This window comes from Campylobacter sp. CFSAN093260 (genome assembly GCF_012890095.1).
Classification (GTDB): Bacteria; Campylobacterota; Campylobacteria; order Campylobacterales; family Campylobacteraceae; genus Campylobacter_D; species Campylobacter_D jejuni.
This window is the reverse complement of the sequence record NZ_CP040618.1, coordinates 1,062,481-1,074,839: the sequence shown is the minus strand read 5'-3', so window position 1 is coordinate 1,074,839 and position 12,359 is coordinate 1,062,481. Positions and strand designations below refer to the sequence as shown.

At 30.1% G+C, this 12,359-nt stretch carries 11 protein-coding genes; all 11 read left to right on the top strand.

Annotated features, from left to right (window positions below; genetic code table 11):
- The first annotated feature begins 32 nt into the window (after positions 1-32).
- A complete protein-coding gene (locus FBF22_RS05510) occupies positions 33-827 on the top strand; it encodes a 3'-5' exonuclease (RefSeq protein WP_052777648.1) in 795 nt (264 codons plus the stop codon).
- Between the two features lie 58 nt (positions 828-885).
- On the top strand, positions 886-1,872 hold the full coding sequence (galE, locus tag FBF22_RS05505) for a UDP-glucose 4-epimerase GalE (protein ID WP_165433263.1): 987 nt from the start codon (positions 886-888) through the stop codon (positions 1,870-1,872).
- Positions 1,866-3,560 (top strand): ABC-type lipopolysaccharide transporter PglK, encoded by a 1,695-nt coding sequence (pglK, locus tag FBF22_RS05500; RefSeq protein WP_002935022.1) that lies wholly within the window; start codon positions 1,866-1,868, stop codon positions 3,558-3,560. The genes galE and pglK overlap by 7 nt, the downstream gene beginning before the upstream one ends.
- Positions 3,557-4,636: a GalNAc-alpha-(1->4)-GalNAc-alpha-(1->3)-diNAcBac-PP-undecaprenol alpha-1,4-N-acetyl-D-galactosaminyltransferase gene (gene pglH / locus FBF22_RS05495; protein ID WP_079264332.1), complete on the top strand. Its 1,080-nt coding sequence runs from the start codon at positions 3,557-3,559 to the stop codon at positions 4,634-4,636. The genes pglK and pglH overlap by 4 nt, the downstream gene beginning before the upstream one ends.
- The gene (gene pglI, locus FBF22_RS05490; RefSeq protein ID WP_002884081.1) at positions 4,629-5,558 is read left to right on the top strand and encodes a GalNAc(5)-diNAcBac-PP-undecaprenol beta-1,3-glucosyltransferase; all 930 of its coding nucleotides are present in this window, start codon (positions 4,629-4,631) and stop codon (positions 5,556-5,558) included. Before pglH ends, pglI begins: the two co-directional genes overlap by 8 nt.
- Entirely contained in the window at positions 5,546-6,643 is a 1,098-nt protein-coding gene (gene pglJ / locus FBF22_RS05485; protein ID WP_002884080.1) for an N-acetylgalactosamine-N,N'-diacetylbacillosaminyl-diphospho-undecaprenol 4-alpha-N-acetylgalactosaminyltransferase, read from the top strand. The genes pglI and pglJ overlap by 13 nt, the downstream gene beginning before the upstream one ends.
- Before the next feature lie 3 nt (positions 6,644-6,646).
- Positions 6,647-8,788 (top strand): undecaprenyl-diphosphooligosaccharide--protein glycotransferase, encoded by a 2,142-nt coding sequence (gene pglB, locus FBF22_RS05480; protein ID WP_052777649.1) that lies wholly within the window; start codon positions 6,647-6,649, stop codon positions 8,786-8,788.
- Between the two features lie 9 nt (positions 8,789-8,797).
- Positions 8,798-9,928: a N,N'-diacetylbacillosaminyl-diphospho-undecaprenol alpha-1,3-N-acetylgalactosaminyltransferase gene (gene pglA / locus FBF22_RS05475; RefSeq protein WP_052777650.1), complete on the top strand. Its 1,131-nt coding sequence runs from the start codon at positions 8,798-8,800 to the stop codon at positions 9,926-9,928.
- Positions 9,921-10,523 carry an undecaprenyl phosphate N,N'-diacetylbacillosamine 1-phosphate transferase gene (pglC, locus tag FBF22_RS05470; RefSeq protein WP_038401435.1) on the top strand — a complete coding sequence of 201 codons (603 nt, stop codon included), beginning with the start codon at positions 9,921-9,923 and terminating at the stop codon, positions 10,521-10,523. Before pglA ends, pglC begins: the two co-directional genes overlap by 8 nt.
- Positions 10,510-11,100 (top strand): UDP-N-acetylbacillosamine N-acetyltransferase, encoded by a 591-nt coding sequence (gene pglD, locus FBF22_RS05465; protein ID WP_004308598.1) that lies wholly within the window; start codon positions 10,510-10,512, stop codon positions 11,098-11,100. The genes pglC and pglD overlap by 14 nt, the downstream gene beginning before the upstream one ends.
- A 97-nt stretch (positions 11,101-11,197) precedes the next feature.
- Entirely contained in the window at positions 11,198-12,358 is a 1,161-nt protein-coding gene (pglE, locus tag FBF22_RS05460) for a UDP-N-acetylbacillosamine transaminase (RefSeq protein WP_002852877.1), read from the top strand.
- Position 12,359 lies beyond the last annotated feature (1 nt).

The window sequence follows — 12,359 nt, the reverse complement described above, 5'->3', positions numbered from 1 at the left end:
TTTAGCGAAATTATTTAAAAAAAGGTTAAAAAATGGCAAAAAATGAAGGTTATATTTGTGTTTTTGATTGTGAGAGTGTGCCAGATGTTGAGCTTATCCGCAAAACTTTAGGTTTTGAAGGAAGTGATTTGGAGGTAAGTTTAAAAGCACTTCAGTGGCAAAAAGAACAAAGCGGGAGTGAGTTTTTGCCTTTGCCTTATCATAAAATCATCAGTATTTGTGCGGTTTTAAGCGATAATTTTGGAAAATTTATCAAAGTAAATAAAATTGATGGGCAAAATGAAAAAGAAATGATTGAGAATTTTTTCAATTTTATAGAAAATTATGAGCCAAAATTAGTCAGTTTTAATGGTAAAAATTTCGATATGCCTGTTCTTGTTTTAAGGGCTTTAAAATACAATTTAAAAGCAGCAACTTATTTAGATACTCAAAGCGATAAATGGAATAATTATAAAACAAGATTTTCAGAATTAAAACATTGTGATTTATTAGAATCCTTAGGATCTAATGGGCGTGGAATAAAGCTTGATACACTTTGCTCTATGGTGGGTTTGCCAGGAAAATATGATGTGCATGGCGATGAGGTAATGGAACTTTTTTATGAAAATAAACTTGAAAAAATCCACGAATATTGCGAAAGCGATGTTTTAAACACCTATATGCTTTTTTTAAAATATGAACTTATTAAAGCTAATGTTGATGAAGAAGATTATGTTAATTTTCTTTCTTATATGAGAGATTTCTTGTGTGCAAAAAAATCAGATTGTTCTTATACAGAAGTTTTTGCAAAAGCTTGTGAGAGTGAAATTTCAAAAGTTCGATCTTAAGTATTTAAGAAAATATATTAAAATTTATTTTTGACATTTTTAAAAAAAAGGAATGATGATGAAAATTCTTATTAGCGGTGGTGCAGGTTATATAGGTTCTCATACTTTAAGACAATTTTTAAAAACAGATCATGAAATTTGTGTTTTAGATAATCTTTCTAAGGGTTCTAAAATCGCAATAGAAGATTTGCAAAAAATAAGAGCTTTTCAATTTTTCGAACAAGATTTAAGTGATTTTCAAGGCGTAAAAGCATTGTTTGAGAGAGAAAAATTTGACGCTATTGTGCATTTTGCAGCAAGCATTGAAGTTTTTGAAAGTATGCAAAACCCTTTAAAATATTATATGAACAACACTGTTAATACGACAAATCTCATCGAAACTTGTTTGCAAACTGGAGTAAATAAATTTATATTTTCTTCAACGGCAGCCACTTATGGCGAACCACAAACTCCTGTTGTGAGCGAAACAAGCCCTTTAGCACCTATTAATCCTTATGGGCGTAGTAAGCTTATGAGTGAAGAGGTTTTGCGTGATGCAAGTATGGCAAATCCTGAATTTAAGCATTGTATTTTAAGATATTTTAATGTTGCAGGTGCTTGTATGGATTATACTTTAGGACAACACTATCCAAAAGCAACCTTACTCATAAAAGTTGCAGCTGAATGTGCCGCAGGAAAACGTGATAAACTTTTCATATTTGGCGATGATTATGATACAAAAGATGGTACTTGCATAAGAGATTTTATCCATGTAGATGATATTTCAAGTGCGCATTTAGCGGCTTTGGATTATTTACAAGAGAATGAAAGCAATGTTTTTAATGTAGGTTATGGACATGGTTTTAGCGTAAAAGAAGTGATTGAAGCGATGAAAAAAGTTAGCGGAGTGGATTTTAAAGTAGAACTTGCCCCACGCCGTGCGGGTGATCCTAGTGTATTGATTTCTGATGCAAGTAAAATCAGAAATCTTACTTCTTGGCAGCCTAAATATGATGATTTAGAGCTTATTTGCAAATCTGCTTTTGATTGGGAAAAACAGTGTTAAAAAAACTTTTTTTTATTTTAAGTAAGGAAGATAAAAATTTTTTATTTTTCTTGCTTGTTTTTTCAATATTTATTTCTTTTATAGAAACTTTTGCGATTTCTTTGGTAATGCCTTTTATCACTTTGGCCAGTGATTTTTCTTATTTTGATCGTAATAAATATTTAATCAGCCTAAAAGAATATCTTAATATCCCTGTTTTTGAAATCATTGTTTATTTTGGAGTGGGGCTTATTGTTTTTTATGTGTTTAGAGCTTTGTTAAATGCGTATTATTTTCATCTTTTGGCAAGATTTTCTAAAGGGCGTTATCATGCGATCGCTTATAAGGTTTTTTCTAAATTTTTAAATATTAATTATGAAAAATTTACTCAAAAAAATCAATCTGAAATTTTAAAGTCTATTACAGGAGAAGTTTATAATCTAAGCACTATGATTTCATCATTTTTGCTTTTGATGAGTGAAATTTTTGTAGTGCTTTTGCTTTATGCTTTAATGCTTTTGATTAATTATAAAATCACTTTATTTTTAAGTATTTTTATGGTGTTAAATGCCTTTATTTTAGTGAAAATTTTAAGCCCTATCATTAAAAAAGCAGGAGCAAGACGCGAAGAAGCGATGAAAAATTTCTTTGAAATTTTAAATACAAATTTAAATAATTTCAAATTTATTAAGCTTAAAACCAAAGAAGATGGAGTATTAAGTCTTTTTAAAGCGCAAAGTGAAGCTTTTTCTAAAGCAAATATTACCAACGAAAGCGTAGCTGCGGTGCCTAGAATTTATCTTGAAGGAATAGGTTTTTGTGTACTTGTTTTTATCGTGGTATTTTTGGTGTTGAAAAATGAAAGTGATATTTCAGGTATTTTATCCACGATTTCTATTTTTGTTTTAGCACTTTATCGCTTAATGCCAAGTGCAAATCGTATTATTACAAGTTATCATGATTTGCTTTATTATCATTCTTCTTTGGATATTATTTATCAAAATTTAAGACAAGAAGAAGAAAATTTGGGCGAGGAAAAATTAAGCTTTAATCAAGAGCTTAAAATTTACAACCTTAGCTTTGGTTATGAGGGAAAAAAATATTTATTTAAAAATCTTAACTTAAACATTAAAAAAGGCGAAAAAATCGCTTTTATAGGGGAGAGTGGTTGCGGAAAAAGTACCTTAGTAGATCTTATCATAGGACTTTTAAAACCAAAAGAAGGGCAAATTTTAATTGATGAGCAAGAATTAAATGCAAATAATACAAAAAATTATCGCCAAAAAATAGGCTATATCCCGCAAAATATCTATCTTTTTAATGACAGTATAGCTAAAAATATCACTTTTGGAGATGCGGTTGATGAAGAAAAACTTAATAGGGTTATCAAACAAGCAAATTTAGAGCATTTTATAAAAAATTTATCTCAAGGAGTGCAAACAAAAGTGGGTGATGGGGGGAGTAATTTAAGCGGGGGACAAAAACAACGCATAGCTATAGCAAGAGCTTTATATTTAGAGCCTGAAATTTTAGTGCTTGATGAAGCAACTTCTGCGCTTGATACTCAAAGTGAAGCAAAAATCATGGATGAAATTTATAAAATTTCTAAAGATAAAACCATGATTATTATCGCACATCGCCTTTCTACGATAACGCAATGTGATAAGGTTTATCGTTTAGAACACGGTAAGCTTAAAGAGGGGAAATGATGAAAATAAGCTTTATTATCGCAACTTTAAATTCAGGAGGCGCTGAGCGTGTTTTAGTAACCTTAGCTAATGCACTTTGCAAAGAGCATGAAGTAAGTATTATTAAATTTCATGCAGGAGAATCTTTTTATAAGCTTGAAAATGAAGTTAAAGTTACAAGTTTAGAACAATTTAGATTTGATACGCTTTATCATAAAATCGCAAGTCGTTTTAAGAAATTTTTTGCTTTAAGAAAGGCTTTGAAAGAAAGTAAGGCTGATGTTTTTATTTCTTTTTTGGATACGACTAATATTGCTTGTATTGCTGCGAAAATAGGGTTTAAAACTCCACTCATTATAAGTGAGCATAGCAATGAAGCGTATTTAAAACCTAAAATTTGGCGTTTTTTAAGAAGAGTAAGCTATCCTTTTTGTGATGCTTTAAGTGTGCTTGGGAGCAGTGATAAGGTGTATTATGAAAGATTTGTAAAAAGGGTTAGGCTTTTATTAAATCCTTGTCATTTTAGTGATGAAATTCCTTTTGATTCTAGTTTTGAAAAGGAAAATTTGGTTCTTTTTATAGGGCGTTTAGATCACAACAAAAACCCTGCAATGTTTTTAAAAGCTATAGCGCATTTGGATAAAAATTTGCAAGAAAATTATAAATTTGTTATAGCAGGAGATGGAGAGTTAAGGCAAGAACTTGAATACAAGGTAAAATCTTTAGGAATAAAAGTTGATTTTTTAGGACGAGTTGAAAATGTCAAGACTCTTTATGAAAAAGCAAAAGTGCTTTGTCTTTGTTCTTTTGTAGAGGGTTTGCCAACGGTTTTAATTGAAAGTTTGTATTTTGAGGTTTGTAGAATTTCAAGTTCTTATTATAATGGTGCTAAGGATTTAATCAAAGATAATCATGATGGGCTTTTGATAGGTTGTGATGATGAAATAGCACTTGCTAAAAAACTTGAACTTGTTTTAAATAATGAAAATTTTAGAAAAGAACTTGTAAATAATGCCAAACAAAGGTGTAAAGACTTTGAAATTTCTCATATCAAAGAAGAATGGCTTAAGCTTATAGCTGAGGTTAAAAATGCCTAAACTTTCTGTTATAGTACCAACTTTTAATCGTCAAGTTTTACTAGAAAAGGCTATTAAAAGCATACAAAATCAAGATTTTAAAGATTTAGAAATTATTGTAAGCGATGATAATTCTAGCGATGATACTAAAAGTGTGGTGCAAAATTTACAAAAAGATGATGATCGCATTAAGTATTTTTTAAATCAAAATTACAAACAAGGCCCAAATGGCAATAAAAATAATGGCTTAGATCAAGCAAGTGGCGAGTTTGTAACTTTTTTAGATGATGATGATGAACTTTTATCTGGGGCTTTAAGCACCTTAATGCAAAAAGCAAATGAGGGTTATGCTCATGTTTTTGGAAATTGTTTGATAGAAAAAGAAGGAAATTTAAGCAAGGAATTTAGCGGTAAGGGCTTGGAAAAAGATAGTGAAATTTCTAAAAAAGATTTTTTAATGGCTAAATTTAGCGGAGAGTTTTTTTCTGTTTTTAAAAAATCTCTACTTGAAAACAAGCGTTTTAATGAAGAATTTTATGGCAATGAAGCCACGCTTTGGGTAAATTTATACAAGGAAAAAAGTTTTTATATCCATAAGGCTTTTAGGATTTATAGGATTTTTAGGCAAGATAGCGTGACTTTGGGTGCGAGTAAAAATGCTCATAGGGTGTATTTGGGATATTTAGAGCTTGCTAAAATTTTAGAAAATGAACTTAGAATGAGTAAGGATAAAGATTATAAAAAAACTTGTGTGAGTTATTATAAAATGGCAGCTTATTATGCAAAACTGGCAAAAAATTATAAAGCCCTTTATAAATGTTTGTTTAAAAGCCTGAGTATAAAAATCAATGCTCCTGCTTTGATATTACTCATTTTAAGTATAATTCCAAATAATATGATTGAAAAATTATCAAAAATTCGGGTGGCTTTATGCAAAAATTAGGCATTTTTATTTATTCTTTAGGAAGTGGTGGTGCTGAAAGAGTTGTGGCGACTTTATTGCCTATTTTAAGTTTGAAATTTGAAGTGCATTTGATCTTGATGAATGATAAAATTTCTTATGAAATTCCAGAGTGTCAAATTCATTTTTTAGAATGTTCAAAACCTAGTGAAAATCCTATTTTGAAATTTTTAAAACTACCTTTTTTGGCTTTAAAATACAAAAAACTTTGCAGCAATTTGGGTATTGATACAGAATTTGTTTTTTTAAATCGACCTAATTATATAGCCTTAATGGCAAGAATGTTTGGAAACAAAACTCGCCTTGTGATCAATGAATGCACTACGCCAAGTGTGATGTATATGAAAAATAATTTTAATTCTTTGGTAAATAAATTTTTAATTTCTTTGCTTTACCCAAAAGCTGATTTAATCTTGCCTAATTCTAAGGGAAATTTAGAAGATTTGGTGCAAAATTTTAGTATAAATCCAAAAAAATGTGAAATTTTATACAATGCCATCGATTTAGAAAACATAGGGCAAAAAGCCCTTGAAGATATAGCTTTAAAAGATAAATTTATTTTAAGTGTAGGCAGGCTTGATAAAGGTAAAAATCATGCTTTATTAATTCGTGCTTATGCGAGATTGAAAACAGGCTTAAAGCTTGTGATTTTAGGTGAAGGTGTGCTTAAAGATGAGCTTTTAGCTTTGATTAAAGAATTAAATTTGGAAGAAAAGGTTTTGCTTTTAGGATTTGATAATAATCCTTATAAATACATGGCTAAATGCGAATTTTTTGCTTTTGCTTCTGTCTTTGAAGGTTTTTCAAATGTTTTAATCGAAAGTTTGGCTTGTTCTTGTGCGGTGGTTTGCACTGATCATAAAAGTGGTGCAAGAGAGCTTTTTGGCGATGATGAATTTGGACTTTTAGTAGAAGTAGATAATGAAAACTCTATGTTTCAGGGTTTAAAAACTATGCTTGAAGACGATAAATTAAGAAAAGCGTATAAAAACAAAGCTAAAACTAGGGCTAAAGCCTTTGATAAAGTAAAAATTGCACGCGATGCTTTGAAATATTTATTAGGATAAAAGATGTTGAAAAAAGAGTATTTAAAAAACCCTTATTTAGTTTTGTTTGCGATGATTATATTAGCTTATGTTTTTAGTGTATTGTGTAGATTTTACTGGATTTGGTGGGCAAGTGAGTTTAATGAGTATTTTTTCAATAATCAATTAATGATCATTTCAAACGATGGCTATGCCTTTGCTGAGGGCGCAAGAGATATGATAGCAGGTTTTCATCAGCCTAATGATTTGAGTTATTATGGATCTTCTTTATCTACGCTTACTTATTGGCTTTATAAAATCACACCTTTTTCTTTTGAAAGTATCATTTTATATATGAGTACTTTTTTATCTTCTTTAGTGGTGATTCCTATTGTTTTACTAGCTAACGAATACAAACGCCCTTTAATGGGCTTTGTAGCTGCTCTTTTAGCAAGTATAGCAAACAGTTATTATAATCGCACTATGAGTGGGTATTATGATACGGATATGCTGGTAATTGTTTTGCCTATGTTTATTTTATTTTTTATGGTAAGAATGATTTTAAAAAAAGACTTTTTTTCATTGATTGCCTTGCCGTTATTTATAGGAATTTATCTTTGGTGGTATCCTTCAAGCTATACTTTAAATGTAGCTTTAATCGGACTTTTTTTAATTTATACACTTATTTTTCATAGAAAAGAAAAGATTTTTTATATAGCTGTGATTTTGTCTTCTCTTACTCTTTCAAATATAGCATGGTTTTATCAAAGTGCCATTATAGTAATACTTTTTGCTTTATTCGCCTTAGAGCAAAAACGCTTAAATTTTATGATTATAGGAATTTTAGGTAGTGTAACTTTGATATTTTTGATTTTAAGTGGTGGGGTTGATCCCATACTTTATCAGCTTAAATTTTATATTTTTAGAAGTGATGAAAGTGCGAATTTAACACAGGGCTTTATGTATTTTAATGTCAATCAAACCATACAAGAAGTTGAAAATGTAGATCTTAGCGAATTTATGCGAAGAATTAGCGGTAGTGAAATTGTTTTTTTGTTTTCTTTGTTTGGTTTTGTATGGCTTTTGAGAAAACATAAAAGTATGATTATGGCTTTACCTATATTGGTGCTTGGGTTTTTAGCCTTAAAAGGGGGGCTTAGATTTACCATTTATTCCGTACCTGTAATGGCTTTAGGATTTGGTTTTTTATTGAGCGAGTTTAAGGCTATATTGGTTAAAAAATATAGCCAATTAACTTCAAATATTTGTATTGTTTTTGCAACTATTTTGACTTTAGCTCCAGTATTTATCCATATTTACAACTATAAAGCACCAACAGTTTTTTCTCAAAATGAAGCATCATTATTAAATCAATTAAAAAATATAGCCAATAGAGAAGATTATGTGGTAACTTGGTGGGATTATGGTTATCCCGTGCGTTATTATAGCGATGCGAAAACTTTAGTAGATGGTGGAAAGCATTTAGGTAAGGATAATTTTTTCCCTTCTTTTGCTTTAAGCAAAGATGAACAAGCTGCGGCTAATATGGCAAGACTTAGTGTAGAATATACAGAAAAAAGCTTTTATGCTCCGCAAAATGATATTTTAAAAACAGACATTTTACAAGCCATGATGAAAGATTATAATCAAAGCAATGTGGATTTGTTTCTAGCTTCATTATCAAAACCTGATTTTAAAATCGATACACCAAAAACTCGTGATATTTATCTTTATATGCCCGCTAGAATGTCTTTGATTTTTTCTACGGTGGCTAGTTTTTCTTTTATTAATTTAGATACAGGAGTTTTGGATAAACCTTTTACCTTTAGCACAGCTTATCCACTTGATGTTAAAAATGGAGAAATTTATCTTAGCAACGGAGTGGTTTTAAGCGATGATTTTAGAAGTTTTAAAATAGGTGATAATGTGGTTTCTGTAAATAGTATCGTAGAGATTAATTCTATTAAACAAGGTGAATACAAAATCACTCCAATTGATGATAAGGCTCAGTTTTATATTTTTTATTTAAAGGATAGTGCTATTCCTTACGCACAATTTATTTTAATGGATAAAACCATGTTTAATAGTGCTTATGTGCAAATGTTTTTTTTGGGAAATTATGATAAGAATTTATTTGACTTGGTGATTAATTCTAGAGATGCTAAGGTTTTTAAACTTAAAATTTAAGGGTTGAAAATGAGAATAGGATTTTTATCACATGCAGGAGCAAGTATTTATCATTTTAGAACGCCTATTATAAAAGCATTAAAAGATAGAAAAGATGAAGTTTTTGTTATAGTGCCACAAGATGAATACACACAAAAACTTAGAGATCTTGGCTTGAAAGTAATTGTTTACGAGCTTTCAAGAGCTAGTTTAAATCCTTTTGTGGTTTTAAAGAATTTTTTTTATCTTGCTAAGGTTTTGAAAAATTTAAATCTTGATTTTATTCAAAGTGCGGCACACAAAAGCAATACCTTTGGAATTTTAGCAGCAAAATGGGCAAAAATTCCTTATCGTTTTGCTTTGGTAGAAGGCTTGGGATCTTTTTATATAGATCAAGGTTTTAAGGCAAATTTAGTGCGTTTTGTTATTAATAATCTTTATAAATTAAGTTTTAAATTTGCACACCAATTTATTTTTGTCAATGAAGGTAATGCTGAGTTTATGCGGAATTTAGGACTTAAGGAAAGTAAAATTTGTGTGATAAAATCCGTAGGGATCAATTTAAAAAATTTTTTTCCTATTTATGTAGAATCGGAAAAAAAAGAGCTTTTTTGGAAAAATTTAAACATAGATAAAAAACCCATTGTACTTATGATAGCAAGAGCTTTATGGCATAAAGGTGTAAAAGAATTTTATGAAAGTGCTACTATGCTAGAAGACAAAGCAAATTTTGTTTTAGTTGGTGGAAGAGATGAAAATCCTTCTTGTGCGAGTTTGGAGTTTTTAAACTCTGGCGCAGTGCATTATTTGGGTGCTAGAAGTGATATCGTAGAACTTTTGCAAAATTGTGATATTTTTGTTTTGCCAAGCTATAAAGAAGGCTTTCCTGTAAGTGTTTTGGAGGCAAAAGCTTGTGGTAAGGCTATAGTGGTGAGCGATTGTGAAGGTTGTGTAGAGGCTATTTCTAATGCTTATGATGGACTTTGGGCAAAAACAAAAAATGCTAAGGATTTAAGCGAAAAAATTTCACTTTTATTAGAAGATGAAAAATTAAGATTAAATTTAGCTAAAAATGCCGCCCAAGATGCTTTACAATACGATGAAAATAATATCGCACAGCGTTATTTAAAACTTTATGATAGGGTAATTAAGAATGTATGAAAAAGTTTTTAAAAGAATTTTTGATTTTATTTTAGCTTTAGTGCTTTTAGTACTTTTTTCTCCGGTGATTTTAATCACTGCTTTACTTTTAAAAATCACTCAAGGAGGTGTGATTTTTACCCAAAATCGCCCCGGGTTAGATGAAAAAATTTTTAAAATTTATAAATTTAAAACCATGAGCGATGAAAGAGATGAAAAGGGTGAGTTATTAAGCGATGAGCTTCGCTTAAAAGCTTTTGGAAAAATTGTTAGAAGCTTAAGCTTGGATGAGCTTTTACAACTTTTTAATGTCTTAAAAGGGGATATGAGTTTTGTGGGACCTAGACCTCTTTTAGTAGAGTATTTATCCCTTTATAATGAAGAGCAAAAATTGCGTCATAAAGTGCGTCCAGGTATAACAGGGTGGGCGCAGGTAAATGGTAGAAATGCTATTTCTTGGCAGAAAAAATTCGAACTTGATGTGTATTATGTGAAAAATATTTCTTTTTTGCTTGATTTAAAAATCATGTTTTTAACAGCTTTAAAGGTTTTAAAACGAAGTGGGGTAAGCAAAGAAGGCCATGTTACAACAGAGAAATTTAATGGCAAGAACTGAAAAAATTTATATTTATGGTGCTAGTGGTCATGGGCTTGTTTGTGAAGATGTGGCTAAAAATATGGGTTATAAAGAATGTATTTTTTTAGATGATTTTAAAGGAATGAAATTTGAAAGTACCTTACCTAAATATGATTTTTTTATAGCCATAGGAAACAATGAAATTCGAAAAAAGATTTATCAAAAAATTTCAGAAAATGGCTTTAAAATTGTCAATCTTATCCATAAAAGTGCACTTATAAGTCCTAGCGCAATCGTGGAAGAAAGTGCAGGAATTTTAATCATGCCTTATGTAGTGATTAACGCTAAAGCTAAAATAGAAAAAGGTGTGATTTTAAATACTTCAAGCGTAATTGAGCATGAATGTGTGATAGGGGAATTTTCTCATGTGAGTGTGGGGGCTAAATGTGCGGGTAATGTAAAAATTGGTAAAAATTGTTTTTTAGGGATTAATTCTTGTGTTTTGCCTAATTTAAGTTTGGCAGATGATAGTATTTTAGGTGGTGGAGCAACTTTAGTTAAAAATCAAGATGAAAAAGGTGTTTTTGTGGGAGTACCTGCAAAAAGAAAAATATGAAATGATTATAAAAAGATTTTTGTTTGATTCTTTGTAAATTTTTTTAGGTAAAATAGAGTCAATTTATAAAAATTTTGTTTTACACAAAGGATAAATCATGAGATTTTTTCTTTCTCCTCCGCATATGGGTGGTAATGAATTAAAATATATAGAAGAAGTTTTCAAAAGCAATTATATAGCACCTTTGGGTGAATTTGTAAATCGCTTTGAACAAAGTGTCAAGGCTTACAGTAAAAGTGAAAATGCCTTAGCTTTAAATTCAGCCACAGCGGCTTTGCATTTAGCTTTAAGGGTGGCAGGGGTAAAACAAGATGATATTGTTTTGGCTTCTTCTTTCACTTTTATCGCTTCAGTAGCACCTATTTGTTATCTTAAAGCAAAACCTGTATTTATAGATTGTGATGAAACTTATAATATCGATGTAGATTTATTAAAGCTTGCTATTAAAGAATGTGAAAAAAAACCAAAAGCATTGATTTTAACTCATCTTTATGGCAATGCGGCTAAAATGGATGAAATTGTTGAAATTTGCAAAGAAAATGAAATTGTTTTAATCGAAGATGCTGCTGAAGCTTTAGGAAGTTTTTATAAGAATAAAGCTTTAGGAACTTTTGGAGAATTTGGAGCTTATTCTTATAATGGCAATAAAATTATCACCACTTCAGGTGGAGGTATGCTTATAGGAAAAAATAAAGAAAAGATTGAAAAAGCAAGATTTTATAGCACTCAAGCTAGGGAAAATTGTTTGCATTATGAACATTTAGATTATGGTTATAATTACCGCTTAAGCAATGTTTTAGGAGCTATTGGCGTAGCACAAATGGAGGTTTTAGAACAAAGAGTGCTTAAAAAAAGAGAAATTTATGAGTGGTATAAAGAATTTTTAGGAGAGTGTTTTAGCTTTTTAGATGAATTAGAAAATTCAAGAAGCAATCGCTGGTTAAGTACAGCTTTGATTGATTTTGATAAAAATGAACTTAATTCTTGTCAAAAAGATATAAATATCAGTCAAAAAAATATTACTTTGCATCCAAAAATTTCAAAACTCATAGAAGATTTGAAAAATGAACAAATAGAAACAAGACCATTATGGAAAGCTATGCACGCTCAAGAAGTATTTAAAGGAGCTAAGGCTTATCTTAATGGCAATAGTGAGTTATTTTTCCAAAAAGGAATTTGTTTGCCAAGTGGCACGGCGATGAGTAAAGATGATGTTTATGAAATTTCAAAACTGATCTTAAAGAGCATAAAGGCTTAAA

What these genes read in the sequence shown, in the direction of transcription:
- FBF22_RS05510 (WP_052777648.1), top strand. Translation starts at nt 33, where the DNA reads ATGGCAAAAAATGAAGGTTATATTTGTGTTTTTGATTGTGAGAGTGTG.
- galE (WP_165433263.1), top strand. Translation starts at nt 886, where the DNA reads ATGAAAATTCTTATTAGCGGTGGTGCAGGTTATATAGGTTCTCATACT.
- pglH (WP_079264332.1), top strand. Translation starts at nt 3,557, where the DNA reads ATGATGAAAATAAGCTTTATTATCGCAACTTTAAATTCAGGAGGCGCT.
- pglI (WP_002884081.1), top strand. Translation starts at nt 4,629, where the DNA reads ATGCCTAAACTTTCTGTTATAGTACCAACTTTTAATCGTCAAGTTTTA.
- pglJ (WP_002884080.1), top strand. Translation starts at nt 5,546, where the DNA reads ATGCAAAAATTAGGCATTTTTATTTATTCTTTAGGAAGTGGTGGTGCT.
- pglB (WP_052777649.1), top strand. Translation starts at nt 6,647, where the DNA reads ATGTTGAAAAAAGAGTATTTAAAAAACCCTTATTTAGTTTTGTTTGCG.
- pglA (WP_052777650.1), top strand. Translation starts at nt 8,798, where the DNA reads ATGAGAATAGGATTTTTATCACATGCAGGAGCAAGTATTTATCATTTT.
- pglC (WP_038401435.1), top strand. Translation starts at nt 9,921, where the DNA reads ATGTATGAAAAAGTTTTTAAAAGAATTTTTGATTTTATTTTAGCTTTA.
- pglD (WP_004308598.1), top strand. Translation starts at nt 10,510, where the DNA reads ATGGCAAGAACTGAAAAAATTTATATTTATGGTGCTAGTGGTCATGGG.
- pglE (WP_002852877.1), top strand. Translation starts at nt 11,198, where the DNA reads ATGAGATTTTTTCTTTCTCCTCCGCATATGGGTGGTAATGAATTAAAA.